This window comes from Lacrimispora amygdalina (assembly GCF_900205965.1).
GTDB lineage: Bacteria > Bacillota > Clostridia > Lachnospirales > Lachnospiraceae > Lacrimispora > Lacrimispora amygdalina_A.
This window is the reverse complement of record NZ_OAOF01000003.1, coordinates 34626-50432: the sequence shown is the minus strand read 5'-3', so window position 1 is coordinate 50432 and position 15807 is coordinate 34626. Positions and strand designations below refer to the sequence as shown.

Genomic DNA, 15807 nt, shown 5'->3' with positions numbered 1-15807 from the left:
TACCCATTGTATAGTTTTATTAGTATTATACCATGGGATACAATCTGATACCAGAACGTCTATATTTTTTTAATTTTATCTAATTACTTTTTAATGATTCCACCAGCTGGTCATATTCCGGAGCTGCCAGAAAGTTAGTGATCAGAACCAGCTGCGCCTCAGGATTACTGTGAGCCGCACGCTCCTTCAATTCCTTATGCGTTACAACAATCTGTGCATCTGTTGGAATTGAGGATACCGGAGAGTGAACCACTTCAATGTCTCCGAATCCTGCTGCAGCCAGCTTTTTTTTCAGAACAGTGGCACCCATAGCACTGGATCCCATACCTGCATCACAGGCAAACACAATTTTTTTAACAGCACTGTTTGATACGGTTTTCGTTTCTACTGTCTGATTCCCTTTGGACTCCTGTTTCATCTTCTTAACTTTATCCCTGGATTCATCAAGATCTCCACTTTTTCCTGTAAACCGAAGCAGAGGAAGAGCCACAAGGAATGAAACAGCAGCAGCTACTGTAACACCTGCCAGCGTACCTAAATATCCGCCTCTTGGTGTCATTGCAAGAACAGCCAGGATGCTTCCTGGAGATGCGGGTGAGGTTAATCCTACACCCAGGAGCTGGAACACAAAAATTCCACTGGCTCCACCTGAAATAACCGCCAGAAGTAATAGAGGATTCATCAGGATGTAAGGAAAATAGATCTCATGGATTCCACCTAAAAAGTGAATGATGATTGCGCCTGGTGCTGAGCTTCTGGCAGTTCCCTTACCAGCAATACAGTAAGCCAGTAATATACCAAGTCCAGGACCAGGGTTTGCTTCAAGCAGAAAGAAGATGGATTTTCCCATTTCTTCTACCTGCTGGATTCCCATAGGAGAAAGTATTCCATGGTTGACAGCATTGTTTAAGAACAGGATCTTAGCCGGCTCAATAAAGACGCTTGCCAATGGAAGCAGCTTATGATCCACAAAGAACCCAACACCTGATTCCATCACCCGGTTCATCACCTCTACAAAAGGTGCAACTCCCTTCAGAGCAATTGCAGTTAAGATTGCACCGATGATACCCAGGGAAAAGTTATTAACCAGCATTTCAAAGCCTGCAGGGACCTTCCCCTCTATTTTACTGTCAAACTTTTTAATTACCCAGGCACTGAGCGGTCCCACGATCATTGCCCCCATAAACATAGGTACACTGGAACCAACAATTACGCCCATGGCTGTGATTGCACCGATAACGCCACCCCTCTGGCCATAAACAGCCGTACCGCCTGTATAGGCGATCAAAAGCGGCAGAAGCGTGCTGGCCATAGGTGAAACCAGAGCCCCGATGGCTTCATTCGGATACCAGCCAGTTGGGATAAACAATGCCGTAATCAGTCCCCATGCAATAAATGCACCGATGTTAGGCATTACCATACCGCTTAAAAAGCGGCCAAATACTTGTACCTTCTCTTTCATTTTACATACCCTCACTTTATGATATAGTATTTACTGTGTAATTTGTGGAAGGTATGATTGGCCAATCATTTCCTTTTCATAGCCTTATTATAATCAATCTGAGCTTTAAATTTCAACACGAAGTAACAGGGATTTGGCGCTAGTTTTAGTGCCAAATATTAAAAACGGTTCATCCCCCGGTTAATCTATAAAAAGAAAGATGCCGCACACAGCTGTAAATCAGCTGTTTTGCGGCATCCCTCTCATAATAATAACTATAAATATTCTTTTAACAGGGAAACCTTATCAAGCTTTTCCCATGGTAAATCTAAATCGTTTCTTCCAAAATGTCCGTAAGCCGCGGTCTGTTTATAGATCGGGCGGCGTAAATCCAGCATCTTAATAATACCGGCCGGACGTAAGTCGAAGTTTTCACGGATAATCTCAACCAGCTTTTCATTGCTTACTTTTCCTGTACCGAAGGTATCTGCCATGATGGAAGTAGGGTGAGCCACTCCGATGGCGTAGGATAACTGAATCTCACACTTATCTGCAAGACCGGCTGCCACGATGTTTTTCGCTACATAACGGGCTGCATATGCTGCGGAACGGTCTACCTTGGTACAGTCTTTTCCGGAAAATGCACCGCCGCCGTGACGGGCATAGCCGCCATACGTGTCTACAATGATTTTACGGCCGGTAAGACCGCTGTCTCCCTGGGGACCGCCAATTACAAAACGGCCGGTAGGATTAATAAAAAATTTCGTGTGTTCATCTACCAGCTCAGCCGGAAGAATCTCATCGAATACATATTTTTTGATATCTTTGTGAATCTGCTCCTGGCTGACATCCTCATCATGCTGGGTGGATAATACCACCGCATCAAGACGCAGCGGGCTGCCGTTCTCATCATATTCAACCGTCACCTGGGTTTTTCCATCCGGACGGAGGTACGTTAAGGTTCCGTTCTTGCGGACTTTAGTAAGCTGAAGTGCAAGCTTGTGTGCAAGCGCAATCGGATATGGCATATATTCTTCTGTCTCGTTGCTGGCGTAACCGAACATCATACCCTGATCTCCGGCTCCGATGGCATCGATTTCTTCTTCTGACATCTTATTCTCTTTTGCTTCCAGGGCACGGTCAACCCCCATTGCTATATCCTTTGACTGTTCATCCAGAGCTACAATCACTCCGCATGTGTCACAGTCAAATCCGTATTTTGCACGGTTATAGCCGATTCCTCTTACCGTTTCACGCACTACCTTCTGAATGTCCACATATGCCTGGGTGGTAATCTCACCCATAACCATAACCAGACCGGTGGTGGTGCAGGTCTCACAGGCTACCCGGCTCATCGGGTCCTGTCTTAACATCTCATCAAGAATTGCGTCAGAAATCTGATCACACATTTTATCCGGATGTCCTTCAGTAACGGACTCGGATGTAAATAATAATTTTTCCATGTTGTCATTTCCTCCTCTGGTTCACATGGGGGAATAACAAAAAGAAAAGTCCGCAGCAACGCGGACTTGATTCAACTTAGTATCAAATCCTCTTATTGCTCGATTTCTCGCTCAGGTTGGCACCTTCCAGACGTTCCTCATGGTAAAAAACACCATAAAACCGACCGGGGTTGCCGTGACTTCACAGATCCTTTGTATCTCCATCACTCTGAATAAGGGATATTACGACTTTTCATTTGTTATTCAATTAGCAGTTATGATATCTGCTTTTTCATTCTACTCTAATAACGGGCATATGTCAATAGCCTTACCAATTTTCACTACTCCCATAGCCTTTCCGGATAAAGGCCTGCTGCCTTAAATCCGGCAATGGCATCTACCACTGTCTTTTTATCTTCCTGATAGGTGACGCCGTACCAGCGGTCTGTACTTTTAAGCACCGTTACTTCTGCTTTCCCCTCTTTTAAAAGCTCATCAACCACAAACGGAAGGAAGTACTCACATTTAAGCGGGTTCGTCTTTAACTCCCTGTTTAAGAAAACAGGGAATCGGTCTTTTAGTTCCTTTAGTATACTCTCTGTAAATCCCCACAAATTCATGGATACAAGGGTATCTTGCGAAAGTGGAGTCCAGGATGCACCGTTATCTTCCGTAAATTCCGCTTTCTCTTCATGTTTTTCAATTCTGGTCCGCTCACAGATATCGGACAGATGTCCGTCTTCTGAAACTGTGCAGACACCTCTGGCTACATGACCATTCTCTGTCAGTGTGTTGTAAAGCTGATATCCAACCATGGAAAACTGGTATTTATTCTCTTCTCTGACACCGGACAGAAAATTGAAAACAGAAACAAATGCCCCTTTTCCATAGTAATCATCAGCATTGATTACAGCAAAAGGACCATCAATCACTTCTTCACAGCACAGAATCGCATGCCCTGTTCCCCAGGGCTTTACCCGTCCGTCCGGCACTTCATATCCTTCAGGCAGCTTAAACAGTTCCTGATAGACGTAATCCACCTTTACATGCGCAGCCATACGGTCGCCAATGTGTTCCTTAAATTCCTTTTCTATTGCCTTTTTGATAATGAAAACCACTTTTTCAAAGCCGGCCTCCACCGCATCATAAATAGAAAAATCAATAATTTTATTACCGTAAGCATCCACCGGATCAATCTGCTTTAATCCTCCGTACCGGCTGCCCATACCCGCAGCCATAATCACAAGCACCGGTTTCTTTCTCATGTCCAAAGTCCCTTCCTCCTGCTAAGCAAAACGGCGGGGAAATCCCCCGCCTAGCCTACTTTTAATTTAAATTTCTGAGCTTCTTTTTCTGAGTCCACCTTTTCAATCATGGCACCCAGACCCTGAAGCTTATCTTCAAAACATTCATAACCTCTTTGTATATAACCGATTTCATCCACTACGGTATATCCATCTGCTGCAAGACCTGCAATCACCAGTGCTGCTCCTGCCCGTAAATCGGGAGCATTCACAAAGGCTCCGGTTAAACCGGTTACACCGTCAATGACTGCCACATTGCCTTCCACCTTTATGTTGGCGCCCATGCGTGAGAGCTCATCTACATAGCGGAAACGGTTCTCAAATATGCTTTCAGTAACTACGCTGGTACCGCCTGCCAAAGCAAGGGTTACTGCCATCTGCGGCTGCATATCGGTAGGGAATCCCGGATATGGAAGTGTCTTGATATCTGTATGCTTCTGACTGATCTTTCCTACTACACGGACTGCATCGTCAAATTCCACGACTTCACAGCCCATCTCCAACAGCTTGGCCGTAATCGCTTCCAGATGCTTGGGAATTACATTCTTAACCATAACATCTCCCCGTGTGATTGCCGCAGCACACATGAATGTACCGGCCTCAATCTGATCGGGGATAATGGAGTACTCTGTACCATGCAGCCTGGTTACGCCTTTAATACGAATGGTATCCGTACCGGCACCCTTAATATTGGCACCCATACTGTTTAAGAAGTTAGCAACGTCAACCACGTGGGGTTCCTTAGCCACGTTCTCCAGAATGGTCTGTCCTTCTGCCAGAGTTGCGGCCATCATAATATTAATGGTAGCGCCTACGCTGACCACATCGAGATAGATATGGCTTGCTACCAGATCGATGGCATGGGCAATTACTGCTCCGCGTTCAATCTTTACATCGGCTCCCAGTGCACGGAACCCTTTTAAATGCTGGTCAATGGGTCTGCTTCCAATGTTGCAGCCTCCCGGAAGAGGAACCTGGGCACTTTTATACTTTCCCAGCATTGCTCCGATAAAATAGTACGAAGCCCTGATTCTTCGGATATATTCATCATCTACCGCTACTTCACGGATTGTCTTCCCATTAATGCGGACTGTATGTCTGTCAATTCTCTCTACCGTAGCTCCAATTTCTTCGATTGCTTCCAGTAATACATTTATATCATTCACATCAGGCAGATTATCAATCAGCACATCCTCATCTGTCATGATCGCTGCTGCAAGAATTCCCAAAGCGGCATTCTTGGCTCCTCCTATGGTCACTTCTCCCACCAGGGGATTGCCGCCTTTCATAATATACTGCTCCATTTCACACCTCTGACTATCTTTTATCTATTACAAAACTCTTAATTACTAACATTCACCTTAAATGATTATAACATATCTTACGAATTTGTAAAGAGAACGCACTTTCTTATTCAAGAATTACTCCGCAGACAAAATCATTACCAAGAGCTGAAAAATAAGCCGCAGCATCATTTAAGCCCATTTTCTGGCTGTCTCCCGTTTCGGGATTGTAGAGTGTCACATTATACTGGTCATAGCCTGAGAGGAGCACATAGCCTCCCTGTCCTGTGTAAGCAGCCGCAGGACAGCCCTGACCGATGAAATAAAGGATCTGGTTTAATTCAGCGCCTCTGGCATCTATCATGAAAACGCCTTCCTTCACTCCATTTTCCGCAAAGTCCGGAAGATTCCGGAAGAAAGCCCCTCCCTTTTTCATAGGATTCTTCATGCTTTTAACCGGAGGCCGGTTGACCCTGTTCCACAATATCTCATGATTCTGGTCCGTTACAACCCCCATCCGTTCATAAGCAAGGTCTAAGGCTTTTACAAAGCTTCTGCTGCTTCCCAGATAATGACCTCCAGCATATGCCAGAAATCTGTTATCCTGATTCTGGGGCCGGCTCTTTAACTCAACCACTTCCGTCGTTTCATAAGCCACTTTTTTAGGTACCGCAATTGATACATTTTTACTCGACGCTTCCTGTTCCAGCTGAACGAAGTAGATCTTTTTCCTGTCCTCTGAGGCATACCAGCCGATTCCCTTTAATTCTTCATCGGAAATCTCCTGATTGCAGACAATGGTATCCTGTTTGGATACTGAATAGGACTGATCCCCCATTTTTACTACCTGGGTTAAATGAATCCGGCTTCCGTCTACCGTAACATCTGCAATAGAAAACTGATCCTGTTCATATTTCTTAACAATTGATCCGCTCTGGTCCATAATTTCAATCCGGTACATGGGAGCATCCATAACTCTTCCATTCTGCGACCAGATGTCTCCTGCTTTTGCAATTCCGTATATAAAATCATCACCGACAAAACCAAGAGGACGATACTTATTATCCTCACCGCCGCCTATTTCTCTTTTAATTCCAGTGTCCAGATCCATTAAATGAATGACTCCGGCACCATAAATATCACTGCCTTCCTGCCATGCAAAATGACGCTCCGTGCTGCTGACTGCATAACCTCCCTCAGAAAGGGAATCTGCCAGAACCATATATTCATTGCTGTTTAAATCAATTCCATAAACCGCTCTGCCGGCCATAAGATAGAGCATACCATTGGTACCTAAGTGAGAAAGCTGATCCACATCTTCCTTCAGCATCTCAAAGGATGAGGTTACCGGTGTAAAGAAACGCTCACCTATAGCATTCTCTTTACTGCTGTACCGGTAAAGAGCGATCCCCATGCTCCCTTCGTGAATTCCCCGGTTCATGTATCCATATACGAGAAAATCCACATCTCCGTTGTCGCTCACAGAAAGAATCTTAATATCATGCTGGTTATATCCGCTGCGAAGGCCATCATCTTTACCGCTGCGGAAGGAAAATACCTTTACCGCATGGCTCTGCTTCTGGTCATAGGTCCATAAATCCCGGTTTATTCCATAAGCAATACAGTTCCCTCCTGGACTTTTCCGTGTCTGCACCTCATCCGGATTGGTAATTCCAAGTGTAATCCGTTTTCCTGAAAACAGTTCCTTCTGCCCTGAAAAAATCTGATTGGTGGTGCGCTCAAAATCCATCAGATAAATACGGCGGCTGTCCCATTTCATCGTAAATGAATCTTCTACTTCATAAAGCTCACCGTCATCACCAGCACCTTTTCTGGCTGCCTGGTACTCCAGACTGACACTGCACATCACACCATCCAAATCCTTAAGAGTTGCCCGGATCTCTCCAACCGGCTCCATGGACAGTCCTCCCCAGGTAAGCTGGGAGAAGCTGGACCGGATAGATACATGACCAAGGGAAGTGTTGTCCTCAGTATTGTTGGTTTCCAGATATGTGGTTAAATCTCTTGCCTGATCATAATTAAATGTTTTCGTAGTAAAATCAAAGGCAAAATCAATCATGTCTTTCCCATTGGTACTGTCTGTCCACATGATACGGGTGTAATAATAAAGAGTGCCGTTTTCAGAGGTATCCAGAGTCAGTATAAGTAAATATTCTTTGTCCTTTGTCAAAAGATTCTGAATGGGAAGGGAAGCTTTTACCGTACCATCTTCCTGATCCCACTTGCTTAAGCTGGTCCGCTCCACCAGCCGGCTAAGGTCAAGACTCCGCACTTCATACTTTATCCCGGTAATGCTGCCTTTATAATCTTCAATCCCCAGATTTAAATTCCTGTCCTGAGGAAGAACAGTAAGCGCTTCCCTTGAAACCGTCTGTCCCATATCCTGAACATATCCGTGAAGCAGATTCATGTTTCGTCCGTACATCTGGGTATATACAACAGGAAGTGAGGCCTCATCCATGGAGGTATACACCATCACTTCATTTTTTTCCGTATTTCTCTGATTCCACATAAAATAAACTGCGATAGCCAACAGGAATATCACAGATAAAATTCCAATTTTTTTAGCCAAACGATTCATATAAAACATCCTTTATTTTTCCATTTTTATCTTCTTTATTGTATACAATAATGGACAAAACTACAATGAAAACTTTCTTAAACATTCGTTAACTGGAAAAACGTCTGGCGAGGATTTCCCTCTTCCTAGCTGCATAACAACAACAAATAAAGGCTTTTTCATCCCTTCTGAACATTTTATCAGGTGCAACCAATATAAAAAGCAACTCCCCTTTTAAAGGAAGCTGCTTTTTATATTCCCTATCTGCATCGTCCGGAGTTACATCTTCTGCGGTGCATTTCATTCAGAAGCAGTACAGATACAATATCCCCCAGCCAGCCATTGCCCTGAGACGGACGGGGGCCTTTTCCCCAATATGGCGGCTTCGGTCCGGGCCCGGGCCCCCAGTATGGCGGTTTTGGTCCGGGACCGGGACCCCAATACGGCGGCTTTGGTCCGGGACCCCAATACGGTGGTCTTCGCCCGGGACCCCAGTACGGTGGTCTTGGTCCGGGACCCCAGGGCGGCGGTCTCCAACCAGGAGGTTTCGGCCCGGGCGGGCCCCAGCCGGGAGGTCCCCATGTGGAATAACGGTCATTCAGTTCTGCTTTTTCTACCTCTTCATTTTCCCATTCCATCGGCTCTGTCTGCATCTGTGCGGCCGATTCCATGCTGTCTTCATTCCCCATGAGCAGTTCATCAGTTATGATCCCTTCTTCACGGATCTTGGCGCAAATGGAATCACAAACCTGATGAATCAGCAGACGATCAGGATATTCATCGTACATTGGGCTGTCTTTATAATCCAGATGATCACATGCTGAAACGACGTACTCATGCAGACGTTTCATATGTCCCGGGTACATTCCCTGTAAATATTCCAGATCCTTTGCAATAATATCGCTTGGCTCCAGAGAACTTTCCCTGATACTCCTGTCACCATAAGAGATGTAAGGCGGCAGGCTCTCATAATCCTTTCCATAAGTATAGTCCGGGTTGCCTGGCACGGTTGTTATCACTCCCTGCTTTTGCTTATACAACACCATTCTATGCTAAGCGGATCAAAAAAGTGCGGATATTAGCGTTAAAAAAGGCGTTCCGGGTAAATTCCTTTTGCAACCAGTTCTCTGATGGCAGCAGAAACAGCCGGTTTATCTTCCTTATAAGTTACTCCAAACCACTTATCTTTTGTTTCCAGTACATGAACTTTTGCCATATCCTGACTGATCAGCCGGTCAATGATTTTTGGAAGCAGGTATTCGGATTTAATATCCCCTTCTTTCAAACTTTCTAAAAACAGTGGAAATCCCCGTTCCAGCTCCATTAAAAATGCAGGAGACAGTCCCCACATATTCATGGAGACATTCTGTTTAAGAGGTACCTTCACCGGATTCCCCGCATCATCTTTTCCGTGAGCCTCACCGTTTTGCATCGTTAGCTCATAGGTCTCCGAAACTTTCTTTAATACACCGTCATCCCCTACCTGACATACACCTCTGGTAACGCCTCCGTTCTCGCTCAAGGTGTTGCCCAGTATAAATCCGCTCATGCACAGATCGAAGGGTTTTGCATCTGTGTCCATCTGATTAACCAGATAGTCATGCATCTTTACAAACCCTTCTTTTCCATAATAATCATCTGCATTGATCACTGCGAAGGGCTCCCGTATCACGTCCCTGGCACAGAGAATCGCCTGTCCGGTACCCCAGGGTTTTGTTCTTTCCTCCGGCTTACGAAAGCCTTCCGGCAGATCATCAAGCTCCTGAAAGGCATACTCCACCGGTGCAATTTCAGCAATCCGGTTGCCGATGATTTCTTTAAAATCCTTTTCCAGATCCTTACGGATAATGAATATAATTTTATTGAATCCTGCTTCTAAAGCATCATAAATGGAATAATCCATAATGATCTCTCCACTGGGTCCAACCGGCTCCAGCTGTTTGATCCCGCCGCCAAACCGGCTCCCGATTCCGGCTGCCATAATTACTAGTGATGTTTCTTTCATAATACATTCTCCCTGTTTCATTTTATCTGTCCCTTAGTATAACATAGATTCAGGATATAATCCACAATCGGAGGGTTTTCAGGTATATTAATCCACAAAAAAGGGATTCAAACCACATAAATCGGTTTAAATCCCTTTTTTCTATTTCATAAGAGAAATTCTGACCACCGCTTTTTTTAACGCGATCTCAGCTCTTACAATATCAATATCTCCGCCCTTTTCGTTTAAGCGGCGTTCTGCACGGATCTTTGCCTCCTGTGCACGGCTTATATCGATTTCCTCCGGCCACTCCGCCACTTCTGCCATAATTACAATTTTTTCCGGTAGAATTTCGAGAAATCCTGACATCAGAGCAGCTTCTTTTATACCGCCTTCTTCATGAATCTTCAAAATTCCCGGTGCAACCATCGCAGTCATGGGGATATGTCCCCGGTAAACACCGATCTCGCCTTCTTCTGTAGTAAGTTCTACCATTGAGGCATCTCCCTCGTAAAACTTTCTCTCAGGAGTTATGATCTGCAGTTTGAATAAATCAGCCATCTTCCACCCCCTATTTTTTCACGCGGGCAAGAACGTCATCAATGCTGCCGGCATTTAAGAAATAGCTTTCCGGTATATCATCATGCTTTCCTTCCAGAATCTCCTTAAATCCCTGAATGGTATCAGAAACAGGCACATAACGTCCTTCCAGACCGGTAAACTGTCCTGCTACGAAGAAAGGCTGGGATAAGAATCTCTGAATCTTTCTTGCTCGGGCTACAGTCAGCTTATCTTCCTCAGAAAGTTCATCCATACCAAGCATGGCGATAATGTCCTGAAGTTCTTTGTACTTCTGAAGGACTTCCTGAACGCCGCGGGCAACCCGGTAATGCTCTTCGCCTACAATACGAGGATCAAGAATTCTGGATGTGGACCCTAACGGATCAACGGCCGGATAGATACCAAGCTCTACGATAGAACGGTCAAGAACCGTGGTTGCATCCAGATGGGCGAATGTATTCGCCGGAGCGGGGTCAGTTAAATCATCTGCCGGCACATAAACTGCCTGAACAGAAGTGATGGAACCGTTCTTTGTTGATGTAATACGCTCCTGAAGCGCACCCATCTCTGTCTGAAGAGTGGGCTGATAGCCAACGGCTGAAGGCATACGTCCAAGAAGAGCGGATACCTCAGAACCGGCCTGGGTAAAACGGAAGATGTTGTCAATGAATAAAAGCACATCCTTACCGCCCTGGTCACGGAAATACTCTGCCATGGTAAGCCCAGTCAGACCAACCCTCATACGGGCACCCGGCGGCTCATTCATCTGTCCGAAAACCATGGTTGTTTTATTGATTACGCCTGATTCCTGCATCTCGTGATATAAGTCATTTCCTTCACGGGTTCTCTCGCCAACTCCCGTAAATACAGAATATCCGCCATGCTCTGTAGCGATGTTACGAATTAATTCCTGAATTAATACGGTTTTTCCAACTCCTGCACCGCCGAACAGTCCGATCTTACCACCCTTCTGGTAAGGGCAGAGAAGGTCAACGACTTTAATTCCGGTTTCCAGAATCTCTGTTTCCGTAGACTGCTCCTCAAAGTTTGGAGCGGATCTGTGAATCGGGAGACGTTCTTTTACTTCCGGTGCTGGTTTCTTATCGATCGGATCGCCCAGAACGTTAAAGATACGTCCCAGAGTTTCTTCTCCAACCGGCACGCTGATAGGAGCGCCGGTTGCTGCCGCTTCCATACCACGTACCAGTCCATCGGTTGAGCCCATGGCGATACATCTTACGGTATCATCGCCAAGATGCTGGGATACTTCTACAACCAGTCTGCCGCCGTCTTTTGTGTTGATATCAATGGCTTCATTGATGTCCGGCAGCTTGCCCTGGCTGAACTTGATATCCAATACGGCACCGATGATCTGGGTGATCTTACCAATATTTTGTTCTGCCATCTTGTTTCTCCTTTATTTATATTTAACAGTTATGATATTGCATTGGCACCTGCTATAATCTCGGTAAGCTCCTGGGTAATAGAACCCTGTCTTGCCCTGTTATAAATCAGCCCAAGCTCTTCTATCATCTCTTCCGCGTTGTTTGTTGCAGAATCCATGGCAGTCATTCTCGCCCCATTTTCACTGGCTACTGCCTCTAATAAAGCGCCATAGATCAGACTGCTCATATATTTTGGAATAATGGAATCCAGAACCTCATCTTCGTTGGGCTCATAGTTCATAAGCGCCAGGTCCGCATGATCGCTTCCCTCTGTCATCTCAACAGGAAGAAGCTTCTTTATGGTTGGAATCTGGGTCACCGTATTCTTAAATGAGGTATAAACCAGATAGATCTCTCCGATCCGGTTCTGTCCGAATGCATCCAAAAGCTCCATGGTAATGTCTGAAGCATCCCGGTATAAGGGTTCATTGATTACCTCGGAATAATCCTGAACAATGTTATAGCCCTTTCTCCCCAGCGCTTCCTTACCCTTGCGGCCAATGGCATAGATATCGGTAAGCTCTGCCTCTAAACGCTCATCCTGCTGAACCAGTTTGGCAATATTGTTGTTATATCCGCCGGCAAGACCTCTGTTGGAGGTAATGACAATCACTGCCTTCCGATTGGAATCTCCTGCCTTTAAATATTTATGCTCAATGGTTCCGGACTTACTAAGCATAGAGTTTATGGTATCATACATCATATCATAATATGGCTTGGAAGCTTCTGCTTTCGCCCTGGATTTCTGCAGCTTTACGGTAGAAATGAGTTTCATGGCTTTGGTAATCTGTTCGGTACTCGAAATACTATCTCTTCTTCGTTTGATATCCCTAATGGATGCCATGATTTTCACCTGCCTTTAAAAAACACCTGCTTTGCACTCATTGATTGCTTTTACCAACAGTTCTTCTGTCTCAGGTGTAAGCTGTTTTGTTTCGCGTATACTTGCAGTAATCTCAGAATATTTGCTGTCAATAAAGCTTGTTAAAGCTTTCTCAAAATCGAGGATTTTAGCTGTAGGAATATCCAAAAGCAGTTTTCTCGTTGCCGCAAAGATAATGATGATCTGATATTCAACCGGAATCGGCTGATACTGACCCTGCTTTAATACTTCTCTGATTCTTTCTCCCTGTGCCAGCTGTTCTGCAGTCTCTTTGTCAAGCTCAGATCCGAACTGGGCAAAGCTTGCAAGCTCTCTGTACTGAGCCAGCTCCACACGAATGGGCGCAGCAATCTTCTTCATCGCCTTGATCTGGGCAGAACCTCCTACTCGGGATACGGATAGACCTGCGTTGATAGCAGGACGGAATCCTGAGTTAAATAACTCTGTCTCCAGATAAATCTGGCCGTCTGTAATGGAAATAACATTGGTCGGAATATAAGCTGATACGTCGCCTGCCTGTGTCTCAATGATAGGAAGTGCGGTTAAGGAGCCCCCACCCAGATCATCAGAAAGTCGGGAAGCACGCTCAAGGAGCCTGGAATGAAGATAGAATACATCTCCAGGATAAGCCTCACGGCCCGGTGGTCTCTTAAGAAGCAGGGACAGGGTACGGTAAGCTGCCGCATGTTTACTTAAATCATCGTAGATAACAAGAACATCTCCACCATTCTCCATCCACTCTTCTCCGATTGCACATCCGGAGTAAGGAGCGATATACTGAAGGGGAGCTAAATCGGAAGCAGTGGAAACTACAATGGTTGTGTAATCCATAGCACCGTACTCTTCCAATGTTTTTACAATCGTAGCAACAGTGGAGGATTTCTGGCCGATGGCAACGTAGATACAATGCACATTCTGCCCCTTCTGGTTGATAATTGTATCAAGAGCAATAGCGGTCTTACCAGTCTGGCGGTCTCCGATGATCAGCTCTCTTTGGCCTCTGCCGATTGGGATCATGGCATCAATTGCCTTAATACCAGTCTGAAGAGGAGTATCTACTGACTTTCTGTCGATTACACCATGAGCAACCCGCTCTATTTTACGGAACTTATCTGTCTGGATCGGTCCTTTTCCATCGATCGGCTGTCCCAGGGCATTCACAACTCGCCCGGTCAGTGCGTCACCTACCGGAACCTCTACCACTCGTCCTGTAGTTTTTACCGTATCGCCTTCACTGATTGCGCCGGTACCAAGTAAAACAGCACCAACATTGTCTTCTTCCAGGTTGAGAACCATGCCGTAGATTTCTCCCGGAAATTCCAGAAGCTCTCCCTGCATCGCATTCTCAAGGCCGTGAATACGGGCGATTCCGTCCGCTACCTGAATGACTGTACCGACATCAGAGACTTCCAGCTTCGTTGAATATCTTTGAATCTGTTCCTTGATGACGGAACTGATCTCTTCTGGTCTTAAATTCATTAAGGTTTGCACCTTCTTTCTGCAAAGTTTCTGTTACGATATCTGCAGCTTTATTAAGCTGCGGCGCAGTTCATAGATCTGCGTCTTAATGCTGGAATCCACTACCCGGTCACCGATCCGGATCATAAGCCCTCCGATAATGGAAGGGTCAACCTGATAATCCATCTCAAACTCCTGATAGCTGGTTGTGCCCAGCAATTTCTGTAAAAGCTGAGCTTTCTGCTCTTCTTTTAATTCCACAGCGCTGGTCACGTGTGCCACGCCGATTTTTTTATATTCTTTGACAGTGCTGATAAAGTAATCACAGATTGCGTTGATTTCCTTTTGTCTGCCTTTTTCGACAATGACTGTCAGGAACCCCATGAGAGCTTCCGATACCCGTCCGCCGAATACCTCTGTGATAATCCCGGCCTTTTCTTCCTTGGCAATCTTTGGATTATCAAGAAGTCCTGCAAAATCCTGATTTGTTGCAAAGATGTTCTGCAGGCTCTTTACTTCCTCGAACAAAGCGTCCACTTCCTGTTTTTCCAGGGCTTCCTCAAACAATGCATCACCGTATACTTTTGATACTAGCTTTGCCATGTACTCTCACCCATCTCTTTCAAGGTTTCATCGATCAGAGAATCCTGTACGGAAGTATCAATGGATGCTGCCACGACTTTGCCGGCCATGACAGAAGCGATGGATATGATCTGTTCCTTCATATCATCAAGCGCTTTCTTTCTCTCCAGTTCCACTTCCCGGTTTCCTCTCATAACAATGCGGTTCGCTTCTTCCCTGGCTTCTGATATAATCTCTGCCTCACGCTGCTTTGCTCTTTTTCTGGCATCCTCCAGAATCTCTTCTGCCTCTTTTCTAACTTCCAGAAGTCTGGCCTCATATTCTTCCTTCATAACATGAGCTGCTTCTTTATCTTCGGCTGCGCTTTTCAACTCTCCTGCAATTTTAAGCTTTCTTTTTTCCAGATAATCACGTACCGGGTTAAAAAGCTTATAAGATAATGCAAAAAACAGGATAAATACATTAATACCAGTGATAAATGAATCGAAAAGCAGCTGTGGGTCAAATCCCAATAATCGGTCCAAGGTTTCGCCTCCTCTCGCTCTTTCTTATTTTCCTGCCAATCCGATTCTTAGCTGAATGGCTTTAAGAACATAAGGATAGCGGCAACTGCGAAACCGTAAAGACCTGTTGTCTCGGCAACAGCCTGTCCTAAAAGCATAGTAGAAGTAATATCGGCTCTTGCTCCCGGATTACGACCTACTGCTGCAGCTGCATGTCCTGCTGCAATACCCTGTCCAATACCAGGTCCAACACCTGCGATCATGGCGATGCCTGCGCCGATTGCTGAGCAACCCAAGATAAAATCCTGTCCTGAAATTCCGTTCATAGAAAAATCCTCCT

At 45.4% G+C, this 15807-nt stretch carries 14 protein-coding genes and 1 riboswitch; all 14 genes read right to left on the bottom strand.

Features of this window, described 5'->3' with window-relative positions; translation table 11 throughout:
• Positions 1 to 79: 79 nt before the first annotated feature.
• Positions 80 to 1462: a PTS mannitol transporter subunit IICB gene (locus CRO04_RS05085; RefSeq protein WP_097003156.1), complete on the bottom strand. Its 1383-nt coding sequence runs from the start codon at positions 1460 to 1462 to the stop codon at positions 80 to 82.
• A gap of 254 nt (positions 1463 to 1716) precedes the next feature.
• Positions 1717 to 2904 (bottom strand): methionine adenosyltransferase, encoded by a 1188-nt coding sequence (metK, locus tag CRO04_RS05080; protein ID WP_097003155.1) that lies wholly within the window; start codon positions 2902 to 2904, stop codon positions 1717 to 1719.
• 89 nt (positions 2905 to 2993) lie between these two features.
• Positions 2994 to 3123, bottom strand: a riboswitch (SAM riboswitch).
• Between the two features lie 101 nt (positions 3124 to 3224).
• Positions 3225 to 4148: a nucleotidyltransferase family protein gene (locus CRO04_RS05075; RefSeq protein WP_097003474.1), complete on the bottom strand. Its 924-nt coding sequence runs from the start codon at positions 4146 to 4148 to the stop codon at positions 3225 to 3227.
• Positions 4149 to 4198: 50 nt separating this feature from the next.
• Positions 4199 to 5491: a UDP-N-acetylglucosamine 1-carboxyvinyltransferase gene (locus CRO04_RS05070; protein WP_097003154.1), complete on the bottom strand. Its 1293-nt coding sequence runs from the start codon at positions 5489 to 5491 to the stop codon at positions 4199 to 4201.
• 106 nt (positions 5492 to 5597) lie between these two features.
• The gene (locus tag CRO04_RS05065) at positions 5598 to 8072 is read right to left on the bottom strand and encodes a hypothetical protein (RefSeq protein ID WP_097003153.1); all 2475 of its coding nucleotides are present in this window, start codon (positions 8070 to 8072) and stop codon (positions 5598 to 5600) included.
• 239 nt (positions 8073 to 8311) lie between these two features.
• Positions 8312 to 9070, bottom strand: coding sequence for a hypothetical protein (locus tag CRO04_RS05060; protein WP_166432471.1), 759 nt, complete (start codon positions 9068 to 9070; stop codon positions 8312 to 8314).
• Between the two features lie 65 nt (positions 9071 to 9135).
• Positions 9136 to 10056 carry a nucleotidyltransferase family protein gene (locus tag CRO04_RS05055; RefSeq protein WP_097003151.1) on the bottom strand — a complete coding sequence of 307 codons (921 nt, stop codon included), beginning with the start codon at positions 10054 to 10056 and terminating at the stop codon, positions 9136 to 9138.
• Positions 10057 to 10197: 141 nt separating this feature from the next.
• On the bottom strand, positions 10198 to 10596 hold the full coding sequence (gene atpC, locus CRO04_RS05050; RefSeq protein ID WP_097003150.1) for an ATP synthase F1 subunit epsilon: 399 nt from the start codon (positions 10594 to 10596) through the stop codon (positions 10198 to 10200).
• A 10-nt stretch (positions 10597 to 10606) separates the two neighbouring features.
• Positions 10607 to 12001, bottom strand: a complete 1395-nt coding sequence (gene atpD, locus CRO04_RS05045; RefSeq protein WP_097003149.1) for a F0F1 ATP synthase subunit beta — start codon at positions 11999 to 12001, stop codon at positions 10607 to 10609.
• A 29-nt stretch (positions 12002 to 12030) separates the two neighbouring features.
• Positions 12031 to 12885 (bottom strand): ATP synthase F1 subunit gamma, encoded by an 855-nt coding sequence (atpG, locus tag CRO04_RS05040; protein ID WP_097003148.1) that lies wholly within the window; start codon positions 12883 to 12885, stop codon positions 12031 to 12033.
• A gap of 15 nt (positions 12886 to 12900) precedes the next feature.
• Entirely contained in the window at positions 12901 to 14403 is a 1503-nt protein-coding gene (atpA, locus tag CRO04_RS05035; RefSeq protein ID WP_097003147.1) for a F0F1 ATP synthase subunit alpha, read from the bottom strand.
• Positions 14404 to 14436: 33 nt separating this feature from the next.
• Entirely contained in the window at positions 14437 to 14985 is a 549-nt protein-coding gene (locus CRO04_RS05030; RefSeq protein WP_097003146.1) for a F0F1 ATP synthase subunit delta, read from the bottom strand.
• Positions 14973 to 15488 carry a F0F1 ATP synthase subunit B gene (atpF, locus tag CRO04_RS05025; RefSeq protein WP_097003145.1) on the bottom strand — a complete coding sequence of 172 codons (516 nt, stop codon included), beginning with the start codon at positions 15486 to 15488 and terminating at the stop codon, positions 14973 to 14975. Before atpF ends, CRO04_RS05030 begins: the two co-directional genes overlap by 13 nt.
• 47 nt (positions 15489 to 15535) lie before the next feature.
• A complete protein-coding gene (locus tag CRO04_RS05020; protein WP_097003144.1) occupies positions 15536 to 15793 on the bottom strand; it encodes an ATP synthase Fo subunit C in 258 nt (85 codons plus the stop codon).
• Between the last annotated feature and the right edge of the window lie 14 nt (positions 15794 to 15807).